Source organism: Pedobacter sp. WC2423, from assembly GCF_040822065.1.
Lineage (GTDB): Bacteria > Bacteroidota > Bacteroidia > Sphingobacteriales > Sphingobacteriaceae > Pedobacter.
In genome coordinates, this window is the sequence record NZ_CP162005.1 from 3,170,079 (window position 1) to 3,186,327 (window position 16,249).

Genomic DNA, 16,249 nt, shown 5'->3' on the forward strand with positions numbered 1-16,249 from the left:
AACAAAACATGCCGGCTTTTTTATGCCCGAAAATGAAGACATTATACTTTTAATTGATGAATAACCTGTTCTACAGTGATCAGGATTTTATCCAGATTTGAAGGATGACCGGTAATTTTTGCAATCATAATCCCACCTTCAATCAACGCAATGATAGAATAAGCTATCCGGTCAACATCCGTGTCTGCTTTAAATTCCCCTGCTTCCATTCCGGCAGCAATCAGGTTACTGATATCTTTTTTCCAATCCGTTACTGCCTTCGCAGCTTTTGCTTTTAATAAGGTATTGGTATCATCAGCCTCTATGGCCGTATTCAGGATCGGGCATCCGCCTGTCGGAAAAGATGCTCCGCTAAAACTATGGTAAACTTGTGCATAAACCATTAGTTTCTCCTGGTAGCTGACTGCTTTTTGCATGCGCTGAATGACAGCTTTTCTGATCTTGGATAAATTATAATCAAAAACCGAAAGCGCAACATCTTCCTTATTTTCAAAATTGCCATAAATACTTCCCTTGGTCAGGTGAGTAGCCTCTGTTAAATCTGACAATGAGGTTCCCGCATATCCTTTCGTATTAAATATACCCGCTGTGGTTTCAATAATAAACTGACGGGTACGCTCTGCTTTTGACAATACATTATCCATAAAGCAAAAGTCCAGAAAATTTCTGTCCCAAACCATAGCTGAGTAACAAATCAGGAGCAGAATGTTAAACAGCGTGTGATAATAAATTGCATAATAAAATTATTATACTAAATTTATTTCGATAACCAATTATAAACCAACCTCCTGATAAAGGAAATGGTTCAGTGGCCATAGCCGCTGAATCTGAACCACTTAAACTATGAACTCATTAGGCATTTACGACTACGTCGTTTTCCTCGTTTATTTCTTCATCGTCGCCCTCTATGGCTGGACAGTTTACCGCAAAAAACAAGCACAAAAGGAAAATTCAAAAGATTTCTTCCTGGCAAAAGATTCCTTAACCTGGTGGGCCATCGGTGCCTCCCTCATTGCTTCCAACATTTCAGCAGAACAATTTATTGGAATGAGCGGATCAGGCTTTACTATGGGCCTGGCAATTGCCAGTTACGAATGGCTCGCCGCTGTAACCCTGATTATTGTCGCTATATTTTTTATTCCTGTTTATATCAAGAATAAAATCTATACGATGCCACAATTTCTTGGGCAGCGGTATAACAGTACTGTAGCCATGATTATGGCTATTTTCTGGCTTTTACTTTATGTAGTGGTCAACCTGACTTCTATACTTTACCTGGGCGCTTTAGCTATCAACAGTATTTCCGGGATCAATATTACCGCCTGTATGTATGTACTCTCTGTTTTCGCTGTAATTATTACCCTCGGCGGAATGAAAGTAATTGGCTATACAGATGTTATCCAGGTATTTTTCCTGATTCTTGGTGGTCTGGCAACAACCTACCTTGCGCTGGAATTAGTCTCGGCACACTTTGGAACCACTGGTGTATTCAACGGGCTCTCGCTGATTAAAGAAAAAGCTGTCGATCACTTCCAGATGATCTTCCATAAAGAAGATGCAAATTATATGGATCTGCCTGGTCTTTCTGTATTGATTGGTGGAATGTGGATCGTTAACCTCAACTACTGGGGCTGTAATCAATATATTACACAAAGAGCATTAGGTGCTGATTTAAAAACTGCCCGCAGCGGATTATTATTTGCTGCATTCCTGAAATTACTGATGCCGGTCATCGTGGTTCTGCCGGGTATCGCTGCTTATGTATTATATAAAGAGGGTTATGGAGATTTCCAGAAAGCCATGCTGAAAGACGGTTCCTTAAATGCAGATTCAGCTTACCCTGTGTTACTTAACCTCTTACCACAAGGGCTGAAAGGTCTGTCCTTCGCCGCTTTAACAGCAGCTATTGTAGCTTCTCTTGCAGGGAAAGCAAATAGTATTGCTACGATATTTACGCTTGATGTTTACAAGAAAGTGATTAATAAAGACGCTGATGAGAATAAACAGGTTATCGTCGGCCGGATTACTGTTATTGTAGCGATGATCCTTGCAATTATTATTGCACCACAACTTGGGATTGATAAAAAAGGAGGCTTCCAGTTTATACAGGAATATACCGGTTTTGTTTCTCCAGGTATTTTCGCCATGTTCTTACTTGGATTTTTCTGGAAAAGAACAACCTCTAATGCGGCATTATTTGCAACTATCGGCGGTTTCATCCTTTCCGTTTTATTCAAAGTACTGCCATTATTCGCTAACCTGGAATGGTTAAGTCCTTATGGTTTTTCAAAACTCGTAGAACAGAAAAATGGTGCCATGTTATATGAGATCCCTTTCATTGACCGGATGGGCTTTGTATTTGCAATTTGTGTAATTGCCATGTTCATCATCAGTAAAATGGAAAACAGGAATGGTATCAATCCTAAAGGGCTGGAGGTTGACAGATCTATGTTTAAAACCAATCAGAGTTTCGCTATCGGATCATTGATTGTAGGTGGAATTATTGTGGCCTTATACAGCCTCTTCTGGTAAAATATTCCCGGTAAAGATATCCCCAAACACAAAGCCCCTCGGCCATAACGACTGAGGGGCTATTGTATCCATTTGTGTGTGTGTGGAATTTCATCTACCCAAAAGTTCAAATTCCTTGTATTCTCAACATTGGCGAGCAACAAAACACACCACTGAAGATCCCTTAGGTAACTACCATTACCCGATTCCGGAGTTCGAATCTAACCTATTAACTGTAAAACGTAAGTAAATCAGCAAACGCTACAGTAATAAAAATATATTTTAATCTTTCAGCAAATTCGCTTTAGTATATTCCCAGTTCATTCTTGCGATATTGAGTACGGAAATACCCTGCGGACATTCCACCTCACAAGCTTCTGTATTGCTACAATGCCCAAAACCCTCCTCATCCATACGGGAAACCATTTTCAATACTCTTTTAGCTGCTTCTTTTTCTCCTTGCGGGACTTTGGCTAAATGAGAAATCTTGGCAGAAGTAAAAAGAGCAGCACTTGAATTTTTACAAGTAGCTACACAAGCACCACAGCCAATACAAGCAGCCGAATCAAAAGCAGATTCCGCAGTTTCGTGCGTAATCAATAAAGTATTGGCCTCCACAGGTTGTCCGGTATTAACCGTAATAAATCCACCCGCCTGTATAATCCGGTCAAAAGCTGAACGGTCAACCTTAAGATCGCGCTTAACCGGAAAAGCAGCTGCCCTGAAAGGCTCCACATAAATCGTAGCTCCATCTTTAAACTCCCGCATATGCAGCTGGCATGCAGTTAAACCCGGAACCGGCCCATGAGCCTGCCCATTAATCATCATCCCGCAAGTCCCGCAGATCCCTTCCCGGCAATCATGATCAAATTCAACAGGCATTTCTCCCTTAAGGATCAGCTGCTCATTTAAAGTATCCATCATTTCCAGAAAAGACATGTGGTGATCCACCTCATCCAGCATATAATCTACCAGTTTCCCTTTAGTTTTCGCATCTTTCTGACGCCATATTTTAAGATGTATCTTCATGATTTCTAACTATAACTTCTTACTGATAATTTAATAAACTCAAATTTTAAGTGCTCAGGGTGTAATACAGGGAGACTATCTTTTCCCTTCCATTCCCATGCAGACACATAACAATAATTTTCATCATCCCTTAACGCTTCGCCATCCGCAGTTTGATATTCTTCCCTGAAATGTGCACCGCATGATTCTTCTCTGCTTAATGCATCATGACACATCAGCTCAGCGATCTCCAGGTAATCAGCCACCCTGCCCGCTTTTTCCAGTTCGCTGTTAATTTCATCAGCTGTTCCAGGAACAATCAGGTCTTTATAAAACGCTGTTCTTAATATTTTAATCCCTTCAATAGCTGCTGTTAACCCTTCAGCAGACCGTGACAAACCACATTTATCATATAATAATTTCCCTAATTTCTTATGGAAGTAATCTGCTGTTTTTGTGCCTTTGATGTCGCAAAGCCCGTCCAGCTGCGTAACAACGTCTTTTTCAACCCGGTCAAATTCAGGATGATCAGTCGTTATCTTTTCTTTCTTCAACTCCCCAGATAAATAATTAGCCAGGGTATAAGGAAGGATAAAATAGCCATCTACACAGGCTTGCAACAAAGAATTTGCCCCCAGCCTGTTTGCACCATGGTCAGCAAAATTAGCTTCTCCAATTGCAAATAAGCCAGGAATGGTAGTCATCAGCTCATAATCTACCCATAACCCACCCATCGAAAAATGCGCAGCAGGAGAGATTTTCATTGGTGCAGCATACGCATCATCGGCAGTTATCTTTTTATACATAGAAAACAGATTCCCGTATTTCTCTTTAATCTTATCTTTTCCCTGTTCTCTGATGGCTTTTGAAAAATCAAGATATACTGCATTCCGCTGTGCACCGACCCCAAAACCAGCATCAATTCTTTCTTTAGCTGCTCTGGAAGAAATGTCTCTTGGTGCCAGATTACCAAACGAAGGATAACGTCTTTCCAGATAATAATCTCTTTCCTGTTCAGGAATATCATTTGCAGCCCTTTGTTCATCTGGTAATTGAGGAACCCAGATTCTTCCGTCATTCCGCAATGATTCTGACATCAGCGTTAATTTCGACTGGTAATCTCCCGATTGAGGTAAACTCGTCGGGTGGATCTGTGTCCAGCTTGGACAAGCCATCAGCGCTCCTCTTTTATGTGCCCGCCAAATGGCCGAGCCGTTACAGCCCATAGCCAGCGTGGATAAATAATAAATCTTACCAAACCCGCCTGTGGCTATCACTACAGCTTCGGCAGCAAAACGCTCTGTTAACCCGGTGTCCAGGTTTCTTGCAATAATTCCTTTAGCTTTCCCTTCTACAACTACCAGATCCAGCATTTCATGTCTGCTGTATAAAGTAACTTTCCCAAGAGAAACCTGCCGCATCAATGCCTGATAAGCACCCAGCAGCAATTGCTGTCCGGTTTGTCCCCGCGCATAAAAGGTACGGCTCACCTGCACTCCGCCAAAAGAACGGTTACTCAGGTATCCGCCATATTCCCTCGCAAAAGGTACACCTTGTGCTACTGCCTGATCGATCAGATTTAAAGAACATTCCGCTAAACGGTATACATTAGCTTCACGTGCCCGGAAATCCCCGCCTTTCAGCGTATCATAAAACATCCTGTAAACAGAGTCTCCATCATTCTGATAGTTCTTGGCTGCATTCACGCCGCCCTGAGCAGCTACTGAATGTGCTCTTCTTGCAGAATCCTGGAAACAGAAAGAAGTGACCGGATAACCCTGTTCAGCTAACGAGGCAGCAGCAGATGCCCCCGCAAGCCCGGTTCCAACCACAATAACAGGTAATTTTTTCCGGTTTGCAGGATTGACCAGTTTAGCCTGCGCTTTATACTGGCTCCATTTAGTTTCTAATGGGCCGGCTGGTATTTTAGCATCTAATTCCATCATCCGAATTGAGTAAGGTGAACATAAACCGGTATGACTGCAAAACCGATAGTAATTGCATAACTGTAAACCGTACCAAAGGTTTGTACGAGCGCAGCATAGCCCGGATGGTATAAGCCCAATGTTCTGACGGCACTTTTAAAGCCATGTAAAAGATGAAAACCTAAGGCAAACATCGAGAGTACATAAAGCAATACATACCACCATGATTTAAAGGCATGGACAACGACTATATATAAATCCTTATTTCCGTTCCGGTCAAAGGGTACCGTCCCGAATTTATAGACATACCAGAAATCTTTAAAGTGGATCACCAGGAAAATCAAGAGTATTGTACCTAATATCCCCATATTTCTGGAATACCATTTACTGGCTTGTTTCCGGTTATCATATGCATACTTGGCAGCCGTTTGTTTATTTTTAAAGGTGATGATTAAAGCATCCACCGCATGTGCAATCAGCGAAAAATACAGTACATAAGAAATCACCTTGATCAATATATTTCCGGATAAAAGGTTAGAGTAGTAATTAAAACGCGCTGATGCCTGGTCTGCCGGCAACAACAACTGCAAATTTCCCAATAAATGGATGACCAGGAAAAAACACAGGAACAGCCCGGTCAGGGCCATCAGGTTTTTTCGTGATAAAGTGCTTTTTAAAAAGGCTGTTTTCATCTTATTTTATTTAATAAACTCCGGTGACTTTCCACCATAAACCGCCCAATCCCATCCAGATGGCTAATAAAGCAACTCCGACAATCAATCCCATAATCCACCACTGTTTCACGTCCACATAACCACTTCCAAAATAGACCGGAGCAGGGCCATGCGCATAATGTGTAATGGTACCAAACAAAGAACCTGTAAAACCTAACATCAGCGCCAGTAATAGTGGCGGTACGCCCATTGCGATACCTACCGCTAATAAAGCAGCATACATCGCAGCCACATGTGCAGTTGCACTGGCAAACAGGTAGTGACTTAAAAAATAAACGACTATAATGATCGGGAAAGCCAATGTCCAGGACATCCCTAAAAGTAAAGTCTGTATTAAATGTCCAAACCAGGGAATAAAGCCTAATTCGTTTAATGATCCGGCCATCATTACCAGTGTCGCAAACCAGACGATGGTATCCCATGCTCCTTTTTCAGCTTTCACATCTTCCCAGGTTAATACCTGGGTAAGCAATAAGATCGAAAGTCCGATAAATGCAGTTGTTGTGGCATCGATTTTAAACAAATCTCCGGTTACCCAAAGCACTAGTAAAATCACGAATGCCAGCAGCATCAACCACTCATTTTTTGTGATCTTACCCATTTCTTTCAACTTTGCTATGGCCATTGCAGGTGCTTCTGTTGTTTTTTTCAATTCTGGAGGAAAAATCTTGTACAATAAATAAGGGATAATAATTACAGAGGCCAGTCCGGGAACAATTGCAGCCCAGAACCAAGACATCCAGCTGATATGAATCCCCATATCTGCTGCAAATTTCTGACACATCGGGTTACTTGCCGTTCCGGTCAGGAACATAGCCGAAGCAATCAGGTTCATATAATAACTGTTCAAAGTCAGGTATGCCCCTACTTTACGGTGCGTTTCTGCCTGATCGGGCATAGAACCCAGACTCATCGCCATAGATTTCATAATCGGATAAATAATCCCTCCACCCCTTGCTGTGTTACTGGGAATAGCCGGAGCAAGTATTAAATCGGCAGCCCCCAGACTATAAGCCAGGCCCAGAGAACTTTTACCGAATAATTTGATAAAGATGTAAGCGATCCTGCTCCCTAAACCTGTTTTGATAAAACCACGGGCGATAAAAAAACTGATCCCGATCAGCCAGATCACTTTATCGCCAAAACTTCTTAAGGCCAGTGTAATTGATTTTCCAGGATTGCCAGGAGCAAGCACACCAGTCATGGCAACCAGTGCGATAGCCATCATACAAAGTGTACCCATACTTGCTGCCTTCAGGATAATCCCGACAATGGTAGCCAGAAAGATTGCCAGTAAATGCCAGGCTTCTGGCTTCACACCTTCCGGAGCGGGAATAAACCAGACTGCGAGACCGAATAAGACGGTAATCAGTAATGGAATTGGTTGAATTTCTTTTTTTGGAGGCGCCGCCGCCGCTTTAGTAGCTGTAGATTTCATGATCTTATTTTAACTTATAGCCTTGACTGGACCTGTACTATAAACATTTCATTATTGTATTGTGTGGTTCCGGGAATATTTCTTTTATAACGGTCAATATTAACTCCAAACTGGATGCGTGCACTGTAAGCTTTTAAGAACTCTGCACTAATCATTGGTGTTATGGTTTGTCTTTGATTATTAGCGGCGTGCTTAAAATCGTTATTGAAGTTTTCGTACCGGCAAGAGAATTCCAATGAACTTAAACGGTGATAATTAATCGCATACCTCAGGTTGGGTAAAAAATACATTCCACGCATCTGGTAATTGCCTATGCCCCCCACACGTTTCGCAGAATCCAGCGCATAATAATAAGTATGGTTATTTCCCTGCTTAAATTCTGTTTCTATTTCCAGCGACCACTTTTTACCCAACGGAACTACACCGGATAAATCGACTCCGGAAGCATAGACGCTGCTTCCCAAAACCGTTGCCAGCCCGCCGTTCAATCCTAATTTAATTTTCAGGCTCTTTTGCAGGCCTAATTCTACCCGGGTAGAAAAATGTTTTCCATTATCATTATCCATCAGCTGATTCCTGTTATTCCCGTTGACCACAGACAATTCATATTTGACAGGAATCTCCCCATGCGTTGCCCCATAAATACTTGCACCAATCTGGAAACTCTGCCAGCCATTATTCCCGAAAGCTGTATATTGATTGGAATAGTCCATTGATTTAATGACATCAACAGGATACATATCCTCTAATCCAAAAGCGGGCCTGAATTGTCCCATCTTCAGGTTTATAAAATTATCCAGCCGATAGGTGATATAAGCATTTTCCAAAACTTTATTTTTAGGATCAGTTTTAAAATCTGCCAGGTTAAGCAGTAATACGACATCGGTACGATCCGATATTTTTGAAGTAAACTGTAACCTGGCCCGCTTAATATCAAAGTCATTATAAACCGCTTTACCATCAGGATGATGCAGGCCATTTAAATCGATGTTTTTATGACTGCTAAAGAGATAACGGGCTTGAAATAGCCCCTTCATTATAATCTTCCCTTTCGCTGTAGAATCTGATTTCACAGGCTCCTGTGCCCGGACCTGGAAAACGCCGGTAAAGGAAATTACCAGTATGAATAAGAATTTATTAACCATGGCTAAAGGTCCGGGTAAATAATGCATCAGCGTATGCTGGTCATCATCACAAAATATGATCTTCATCATTACCGTAGGAAAAACCAATTAATATTATTTACTTTGCGCTCTTATCTTAATTCATTCTAAATAAATGGCATGAAGGTTTTTATCCTTTTCCAATTATAATCAGGTTTCGGTTATGACTTTAAAAAAGATCAATGCATGGTTACATTTATGGCTGGGACTTGGTTCAGGCCTGATTGTATTTATTGTAAGTATTACAGGATGTATTTATGTTTTTGAAAAAGAAATAAGAAGCTTTTATCAGCCCTGGCAATTTGTACAGCCTCAGGAGAAATCCTTTCTATTGCCCACACAGCTTATTGACCGTGCGAAACCAGAGTTAGGTAAATTAAAGCCTACTTCTATCAATTACGGGCAGAAAAATGAAGCGGCTACCGTGAATTCTCTAAACCGTAAAAAAGGGACAAGCCTGGTTATTTATATGAATCCTTACACCGCTGAGATCATTCATATTGACCGCAGGAACAAAAGAAGTAATGCTGATTTCTTCAGTTTTATCCTGAATGGACACCGCACACTCTGGATGGGCAAAACAGGTTCAAAAATAATCGGAGCTGGCGTACTGGTTTTTGTAGTTTTATTGATCTCCGGAATTGTTTTATGGTGGCCTAAAAAGTGGATCAGATCCATACGTGATCAAAGTTTTAAAATTAAATGGAGTGGCAGTTTTAAACGCGTCAACTATGATCTGCATAAGGTTGCAGGGTTTTATGTTTTTCTTGTCTTACTTTTAATTTCATTAACAGGCCTTGTTTACAGTTACAAATGGTACAGTAAATCTTTGTACTGGGTAACTTCAGGTGGCAGGTCTTTAGAAGCCAAACCAAGACCGCTATCGGATACGACTACAAATGCTGTGTTTCAGCCAAAAAATATAGATAAAATTTACAGTAAGCTGGTCACAACCGATCAGGCCTCAGGGATGTTTATTACGCTTCCTGCAAAAGCTTCGGATGCTATAGGTTTCATTGTTTATTTAAAAGCAGGAACATTTTATAAAGCAGACAGGTACGCTTTCGATCAATACACAATGAAACAGTTTGCAGGCAACTCTCCCCTGCTGGGAAAATATGAGGATGCCAGTATCCCTGATAAAATCAGAAGAATTAACTATGATTTACACGTAGGCTCAGTGATGGGGCTTCCAACAAAAATTATTGCTTTTTTAGCCAGTCTGATCTCTGCGAGTTTACCTGTTACCGGATTTTTAGTTTGGTACGGTAAGAAATTCAAAAAGAAAAAAGGGAAGAAACCACTGGTTCAGGAAAAGATGGTTTTGAAAAAGACAACTGCTCCCTGGAAGCTTAAAAAGATAAGGGCTGCAGCTATGCAGGAGCCTGTTGTTTAGCTGAATTCAGCATTAGTATTTTACTGAAACTATCCAAAAATCATTTCCTTCACTCCCTTTTTTGCTAAGCTTCAATCTGCTTATTATTTATTTTAATTTTCCTTTAAATATGTTTTGCAACTATGTTGCAAATAACTATCTTAGCATTGTTGCAACCGGGGATAAGCCAAAAACCCGTTATCACAGCAGGCATTATACTTAATTAAATTTGATGAACCATTGTGGCTCGTCCATGGTGCTTCATGAACATTAAACAAATTATAATCTTATGAAAAATCAATCAGAAAAAATCAAGTTAAATCTTGAAGATCTTCAATTAGAAAGTTTTGTAACCAGTATTGACAGTGAAGTTGCTATGCGTTTATCGGGCGGTTTAGGTAATGTATCAGAACCAACACATACTGAACCTACCGATGACCACCATACACCTGCCATTAAGTGTACGACAGTTATCTGCTAGTTTAAATCCAATTTGTTTACAAAAGAGGGCCGGTTTCCGGCCCTCTTTTTATACTTGTTCTTTTAACCCGATCATTCCACTGATGATCAGGGATCTCATTTGTAAAAGGATTCTTTCGCGTAATACTGTAGTTTCCAGTCTCAGCTGTGCGTTTCCTGAGAAATCCCCTAAGATTAAGCTGATCAGTTCCTGTCCCGTCACAGCCTGCTGATTCAGATAATTCAGAATCAACGTACTCAGCTGACCAATGTAAACCGTATTTACACCGTTCTCTTCAGACATAAATAATGCAGCCTGATAGGTTTGTAAGAGTCCAAGAACCTTTTTAAGTTTGATACTCAACGGATAAAAACATACATGATCATTGAGCTTGAATGATAAACTACACAATTCTTCGTTAGTTACTATAGACAACTGATTCGCCTGACCCAGAATAAATTCCTTCTTCTTTTTATAACATAAATGGCCTTTATGTAATTTCCACCTGATCGCCAGTTTATGCTCAAAGTCAAATACTTCAGCAATTCCAGATACTTCAGGCTCAGACAATCCGTTAATCTTTTGATAAAGCTTCTCCTCAAACTCATTGAAGTCTTCCGCTTGAAATTTCAGCATAAAACAGGGTTCAAACTGATCTAAAAGGTAAATTGTCTGCTTATAATACGTGGAGAAAATCCGTTGCTTAATGGCAAACTTATTATGACTGACTACCGCAGCCGGTGCTTTTCCGCTGGGGGGCAATACGGGATAAGCTACACTATCCATTCCCTTATTCAACAATTGCAACAATAGATAACCAACTCCAGATTTGCCAGATAATAGTCCATAATCAAATTGATTAGCAGAAATGTAAGTATTATAGCTCCGTTTGCGTGTATATTGAACGCCCGCCCGATCAGCAACTGATAAAATTAACTCATTATAATTTTTATGTTGCTGATCAGCAAATCTGGATAGAAAAGGTAATAGCCCCATATATCCGCTACAGAACGTAAAATCAGTACGGTGCATCTTTTCCAGGTCCTTTAAACATTTTTTCATCACCAGCTGACATTGCTGAAGGTAAATTTCCTTTCCAGTCAGTTCATAAGCATATAACCTGGCCAGACCAATTCCACCAGCACCATGTGCCCAGGAATTTACTTTGTTCATTTCCGGAATAAACACATTCAGATCCCAATGGTGCGCATCTGGCAGGCCCAATCTGAATTTCCCCAACCTCAAATCCAGCCAGTTTCCAGAACCGGGATGAAAATATTGCATCTCATAAGCCAATGCTTGTTCAGCAAGGTAAATTAAGCCATCATTTTTAAAATAATTGCCCACCTGCATTAAAGCATAAGCAATTCCTGATGCCCCATGAGAGAACCCCGCCAGACTATCAAAAGAAGATTTCGACTGATTATAATCCCATTTCAGCCCAGCTGCAGAAATTCTTGCTTCTTTGATCACCCTGTCAATCAGCTGATGAATAATCATTAACAGGTTTTTAGTACGCAGGTGATGATAAAGTAAAGTGATGACCAGCAAACTGCCGCAATATCCGCTTAACAAATCAGCCTTAACCGTACAATCCACAATGTTCTCCTGGTGAGCCAATAACAAACGCGATGCATGGCTTAAATATTTCTCGTCTTTATGATGCTCATAAAGCTTGATACATACGTAAATCACACCAGTTATCCCCGTATAAAAGCCAAAAGAACGTGGTTTTAATACCGCTTCTTCCTTCAATACTTTATTCATTATATCCGCTGCAAATTTCAAGTCTTCCGTATTACCGGAAAGCTCAAAAAGGCCGATATAAAATAAAGCAATGCCGCTATTTCCATTAAAAATATCAAATGTGGTTTGAAATGAAAATTTGTCTGCCGTCTCATAAAAAGGACTTTGCCAGTATACACCAGCTTCATCTCTTCTGGAAGAGGCCAGCAAATCGCTTTTAAGCTGTGCTAATTGTTTGTGGATCCTTTCAATTTGTAGTGAGGTAAATGAATGCATGCATTTTAAATTAAGAATTAGCTATAAAATCAAGACATTGGACCGTGCAGTACATCCCATAAGCCTCTTCATGGTTACTAATACCCAGGCGATTATTATTCATATGCATCAAACTCGTCATAATTTCAATGAGCTTTATTTCCATAAAATCTGCCCGCTGATAATTTTGCAGGGTCAGCCTATTCGCTTTAAACAAATCTTGTACTTTTTGATTTGCCGTTCCTGTGATAATTTCTTCCCAAAAAACTTTAGACGCCGGCAAAATAATCTCTTTTGTCCGGTTAAACGAAATTTCAAATTCTTTTAACCAAAATATTTTTTGAACTGCGGTATCCGTTCCCGGAATATATAAGCGTGGCAACCAGCCGTCTACAAAAAAATCACAGACTGTAATCAACCTGGAAATTTCCCACCCGGTGGCCAGCAATAAAATCAGATGTAACCGTAAGGATTGTATTAAAGCAGAAGCTCCCTGTTTTCTGGTACAGATCCAGTCTAAAATAAAAGCTGAAGATTTAAAAAAATGCAACTCAGCCCAGGGCATGCTCTGGTGATTCCCATAGCGTGCCGTTTCTGGTTCATAAATAGGAAATTGCAGCGCATGGTTAACAGCTAAAGTTGTGCGATCAGCAGCATCAGATACCGGGTACTGCAGAAAAAATTCATTTGCTCTTTTTTCCAGTGCTTTAGTCAAAACATCCTGTAAAGAGAGTTCAGTATGCATTCTAAGCCTGATATGACTTCCGTTTTCCCAGTAGCGGATAAAGAACCAGGATGCTTCAGTATCTTCATCAGGAAAGAATTCCCAAACAAAGGGTGCAACCAATTCCCTTAACATCAGATCCAGGTCTCCGGGATAAAACAGGCAGGCAGCGAACCATTGTACAGCTTTAACTTTCATATTTAGTATTTATACCATTGCAGCAAGTATTCTTTTACAGGTTCATGATTTCCGGATTGTCCTATATCATTAACTAAAGGAAGCATTTCTTCCATAATCACATACGCTCCTGCCCTGGCCAGCAAACGCTTAAACATTTCGACTAATAAGGGTTGTTCAAAAGAGATAAACTGGGGTTTATAATCATCACTAAGTCCTTCTTTTTTACCTTCCGGCCCCGCGGCAGGTTTAATGACAAAAGACCTTTTCCTGAGGAATAAAAACAACGTAACAGGGATTCCATGCTGACTGCGCCAAACATTGATCCGGATAAAATAAGCATAAGCAGTTTCTCCGGGCTGCTGCACAGGTATTGAGTCCGTTTTTACACGCCAGGTTCTCCTTCTGAGAATGACTGAGTTTTCATAAGTAATTCTCGGCAGTGATTCAATCTCGTGCGCTTGCTCCTGTGCTGTATCCAGATAACAAGCATCCACAAGATTTATAAATGGCTGTAAAGAAAGCTTGTTTTCCTGGTTAAAATGTGCCATAAGCTGGTACAGATTCGAGCGGTTATAAAAAGATTCCAGGCATAAATCGTAGGTATAGACTTCCTGCTTCCGATGGGTTAATTTTAAACTGCCCGTCTGCTGCTCAAAACTTACAGTTAATTCATCTACAGGAATCTGCTGTTTTTCCTGATAACTTTTATTTCCACCAGGTAACGCGATTTCATGGGTGAGTAAAGAAGGATGAATATTGGCATTAAAACTTGAAGCATCATTGAGCTCTGCCTGAATTATCCCGGGATAAAGCTGACCATTGTATTTAACGAAATCTGTAGTGATATCAGGTGCAAACAAGGGCAAAAAACGACCACTTACCTTACCCATTCCCGGCAGGATGCTGTTGATCACCCCAAATACACCATCCTGATTTTCTGCTTCCTGTTCTATTTTCCCCTTATAAAACTGCACGAAAAGTCCCCTTGAATAATAAGCAGGTGGTAGCACTGCTAAAGATTCCGGAAAAAAATCATTTTCCAGATTTAGCATATCCGGTTTATGCTGCGTGAGTACAGCTAATTTTTTACTGATCTCTTTTTCCCAGTTACCGGGCTCCGGTACCACCGTACCAGAGTTTGCCGACTTCTCCTTTTCAGGTTTTTTAACATGGAAATAATAAGCCTGGTAAAAATCAATCAATTGAACCTGTGCCTGAGCAGCATAATGTTCCAGAAAAAAGCTGCTCATTTTTTCCCGCTCGGTTTTTAGTAAATCCAGCGGAAGCAGGTGATTCAAAAGCTGATCAGCCTTTGCCGTGAAATCTTTAAGACAATGATCTTCGAGGATTTCCTGAGCAGTTGTATAACAGTCCTCATAAAATAACTGTCTGCCTGCAAAATGATGCGGCATGAAATTCAAGGTTTCAAAAGCCCCGTTAACAGCTGAGGTTTTAGCTCCGGCTGAAATAGACCGATCCGCATTGACAGGTAATCCAGCCTCAGTCTGTAATTTCTGAAAAACATCTGCCACAGTTTTTTCTGCGTAGTCCAGAATTAATTTCCGTTTTGCAGTATCACCCTGCATATAAGCCAGCTGATACTGCTGCAATTGTTTAAATAAGTAAATAATTTGAAAAACTGCCGGCTCACTGCTCTCCAGTTTGGTAAAGAATTTCAGTAGGTTGTGATCCCATTGCGGATCAATGCCTGAAGTCTCCATACCAGCTTCCAGCAACCCTGCAGCAACCAGTTTAAAGAGATATTTTTTTATGAATACATCACTGGCCTCTTCTACTGCACAGGCCATATAATTTGCCAGCTCTTTTACATTTACCGATTCTTTAGTCTCATTAAGGTAATTAAAGACCAGCAATTGCAGACCTGAAGCAGGTAACAGCTGAAAGGATTCGATGTTATTAAAATTAACCAGGAATTGTATTTTTCCTGCTTTGACCACTGCCGTTTTATTGAGTTTTACAGTCAGCAATTCATTGACTCCCGGATGATGAATCAGGATAGATTTCAGATATTCAAATAATGCATTGTTAAGCCGGAGGCTATTTTTAACAGTTTTAACCGCTGGTGCAGCAATAGCAGACCGCGTACTGGCCAGTTGCATAATTCCAGTATAGGTAAAAGTACTGAACGGAGAGGTTTTAAAACACATCCTTGTTAAGTAGCGCAGCAAACTGAACTCTATTCTCAATTCCTTTTGACGGAAAGAGGCTGGTTCTTTTTGTACATATGCTGATAGTTGTTCCAGTAAAACAGGACTGGATAAAAGCAGTCCGTTTTGTAAGGAAGCATCCATGGCCAGTCTCTGAAGTTCCCTGCGCTGTTCAATGATCAGTTGCTGATAATGGAAAGAATAGGTTTGATGGAAAGTCTCCATGTGCTGACTTATGTGCATATAGTTCTGAAAATCCAGCTTCAGATCTGCGGGAAACAGGTCCAGCAGTTCTTCCAGCTTTTGTAGATTTACCTTCTTATCATTAAAGATTTGTCTTTTAAGATTAATGAGCCCCTGTCTCAGCACATCAGCTGTTTGAATCGTAATCAGATCAAATAACCCATCACAAATTAATGCTTTAAGCTTTGTTTTTGCAGCTTTCATCTGATGATCTTTTTGCAGTATCTCTTTCGATTCTGCCAGTTTAAAAGAATCAAAAGCCTGGTAGTTCATCCCTGCGTATCTGACTAAAGAGTGTGGAAATATCTCTATGCTCATT

The 16,249-nt window shown here is 40.5% G+C and carries 12 protein-coding genes; 3 read left to right on the forward strand and 9 right to left on the reverse strand.

Annotated features, from left to right (window positions below; all coding sequences use genetic code 11):
* Positions 1-41: 41 nt before the first annotated feature.
* The gene (locus tag AB3G38_RS13005) at positions 42-644 is read right to left on the reverse strand and encodes a TetR/AcrR family transcriptional regulator (protein ID WP_367864331.1); all 603 of its coding nucleotides are present in this window, start codon (positions 642-644) and stop codon (positions 42-44) included.
* A 199-nt stretch (positions 645-843) separates the two neighbouring features.
* Between AB3G38_RS13005 and AB3G38_RS13010 the strand changes: the two genes are divergently transcribed.
* The gene (locus AB3G38_RS13010) at positions 844-2,532 is read left to right on the forward strand and encodes a sodium/sugar symporter (protein WP_367864332.1); all 1,689 of its coding nucleotides are present in this window, start codon (positions 844-846) and stop codon (positions 2,530-2,532) included.
* 261 nt (positions 2,533-2,793) lie between these two features.
* On the opposite strand, the gene AB3G38_RS13015 is transcribed toward AB3G38_RS13010, so the two are convergent.
* The 5 genes from AB3G38_RS13015 to AB3G38_RS13035 are packed head-to-tail and all read right to left on the reverse strand — an operon-like array spanning position 2,794 to position 8,830.
* Positions 2,794-3,540, reverse strand: coding sequence for a succinate dehydrogenase/fumarate reductase iron-sulfur subunit (locus AB3G38_RS13015; RefSeq protein ID WP_367864333.1), 747 nt, complete (start codon positions 3,538-3,540; stop codon positions 2,794-2,796).
* A 5-nt stretch (positions 3,541-3,545) separates the two neighbouring features.
* Complete coding sequence (locus AB3G38_RS13020) at positions 3,546-5,462, reverse strand: fumarate reductase/succinate dehydrogenase flavoprotein subunit (protein ID WP_367868764.1); 1,917 nt, start codon at positions 5,460-5,462, stop codon at positions 3,546-3,548.
* Positions 5,462-6,136 carry a succinate dehydrogenase cytochrome b subunit gene (locus AB3G38_RS13025; protein WP_367864334.1) on the reverse strand — a complete coding sequence of 225 codons (675 nt, stop codon included), beginning with the start codon at positions 6,134-6,136 and terminating at the stop codon, positions 5,462-5,464. The genes AB3G38_RS13020 and AB3G38_RS13025 overlap by 1 nt, the downstream gene beginning before the upstream one ends.
* Positions 6,137-6,146: 10 nt before the next feature.
* Complete coding sequence (locus tag AB3G38_RS13030; RefSeq protein WP_367864335.1) at positions 6,147-7,616, reverse strand: anion permease; 1,470 nt, start codon at positions 7,614-7,616, stop codon at positions 6,147-6,149.
* 14 nt (positions 7,617-7,630) lie between these two features.
* On the reverse strand, positions 7,631-8,830 hold the full coding sequence (locus AB3G38_RS13035) for a porin (RefSeq protein ID WP_367864336.1): 1,200 nt from the start codon (positions 8,828-8,830) through the stop codon (positions 7,631-7,633).
* Between the two features lie 112 nt (positions 8,831-8,942).
* On the opposite strand from AB3G38_RS13035, the gene AB3G38_RS13040 reads away from it, so the two are divergent.
* Entirely contained in the window at positions 8,943-10,175 is a 1,233-nt protein-coding gene (locus AB3G38_RS13040; protein ID WP_367864337.1) for a PepSY-associated TM helix domain-containing protein, read from the forward strand.
* A 268-nt stretch (positions 10,176-10,443) separates the two neighbouring features.
* On the forward strand, positions 10,444-10,635 hold the full coding sequence (locus AB3G38_RS13045; protein ID WP_041882676.1) for a pinensin family lanthipeptide: 192 nt from the start codon (positions 10,444-10,446) through the stop codon (positions 10,633-10,635).
* A gap of 48 nt (positions 10,636-10,683) precedes the next feature.
* Here AB3G38_RS13045 and AB3G38_RS13050 read toward each other — a convergent pair whose 3' ends face one another.
* Genes AB3G38_RS13050 through AB3G38_RS13060 form a run of 3 tightly spaced genes read right to left on the reverse strand, consistent with a single transcriptional unit; the run spans position 10,684 to position 16,248 of the window.
* Complete coding sequence (locus tag AB3G38_RS13050; protein WP_367864338.1) at positions 10,684-12,636, reverse strand: lanthionine synthetase LanC family protein; 1,953 nt, start codon at positions 12,634-12,636, stop codon at positions 10,684-10,686.
* A 10-nt stretch (positions 12,637-12,646) separates the two neighbouring features.
* A complete protein-coding gene (locus AB3G38_RS13055; protein WP_367864339.1) occupies positions 12,647-13,537 on the reverse strand; it encodes a thiopeptide-type bacteriocin biosynthesis protein in 891 nt (296 codons plus the stop codon).
* A gap of 2 nt (positions 13,538-13,539) precedes the next feature.
* Positions 13,540-16,248 (reverse strand): lantibiotic dehydratase, encoded by a 2,709-nt coding sequence (locus AB3G38_RS13060; RefSeq protein WP_367864340.1) that lies wholly within the window; start codon positions 16,246-16,248, stop codon positions 13,540-13,542.
* Position 16,249: the final 1 nt, after the last annotated feature.

Bases quoted from the DNA above. Each gene is read 5' to 3' on its own strand.
- AB3G38_RS13050 (WP_367864338.1), bottom strand. From the start codon at position 12,636: ATGCATTCATTTACCTCACTACAAATTGAAAGGATCCACAAACAATTA.
- AB3G38_RS13060 (WP_367864340.1), bottom strand. From the start codon at position 16,248: ATGAGCATAGAGATATTTCCACACTCTTTAGTCAGATACGCAGGGATG.
- AB3G38_RS13035 (WP_367864336.1), bottom strand. From the start codon at position 8,830: ATGATGAAGATCATATTTTGTGATGATGACCAGCATACGCTGATGCAT.
- AB3G38_RS13040 (WP_367864337.1), top strand. From the start codon at position 8,943: ATGACTTTAAAAAAGATCAATGCATGGTTACATTTATGGCTGGGACTT.
- AB3G38_RS13020 (WP_367868764.1), bottom strand. From the start codon at position 5,462: ATGGAATTAGATGCTAAAATACCAGCCGGCCCATTAGAAACTAAATGG.
- AB3G38_RS13025 (WP_367864334.1), bottom strand. From the start codon at position 6,136: ATGAAAACAGCCTTTTTAAAAAGCACTTTATCACGAAAAAACCTGATG.
- AB3G38_RS13015 (WP_367864333.1), bottom strand. From the start codon at position 3,540: ATGAAGATACATCTTAAAATATGGCGTCAGAAAGATGCGAAAACTAAA.
- AB3G38_RS13055 (WP_367864339.1), bottom strand. From the start codon at position 13,537: ATGAAAGTTAAAGCTGTACAATGGTTCGCTGCCTGCCTGTTTTATCCC.
- AB3G38_RS13005 (WP_367864331.1), bottom strand. From the start codon at position 644: ATGGATAATGTATTGTCAAAAGCAGAGCGTACCCGTCAGTTTATTATT.
- AB3G38_RS13045 (WP_041882676.1), top strand. From the start codon at position 10,444: ATGAAAAATCAATCAGAAAAAATCAAGTTAAATCTTGAAGATCTTCAA.
- AB3G38_RS13030 (WP_367864335.1), bottom strand. From the start codon at position 7,616: ATGAAATCTACAGCTACTAAAGCGGCGGCGGCGCCTCCAAAAAAAGAA.
- AB3G38_RS13010 (WP_367864332.1), top strand. From the start codon at position 844: ATGAACTCATTAGGCATTTACGACTACGTCGTTTTCCTCGTTTATTTC.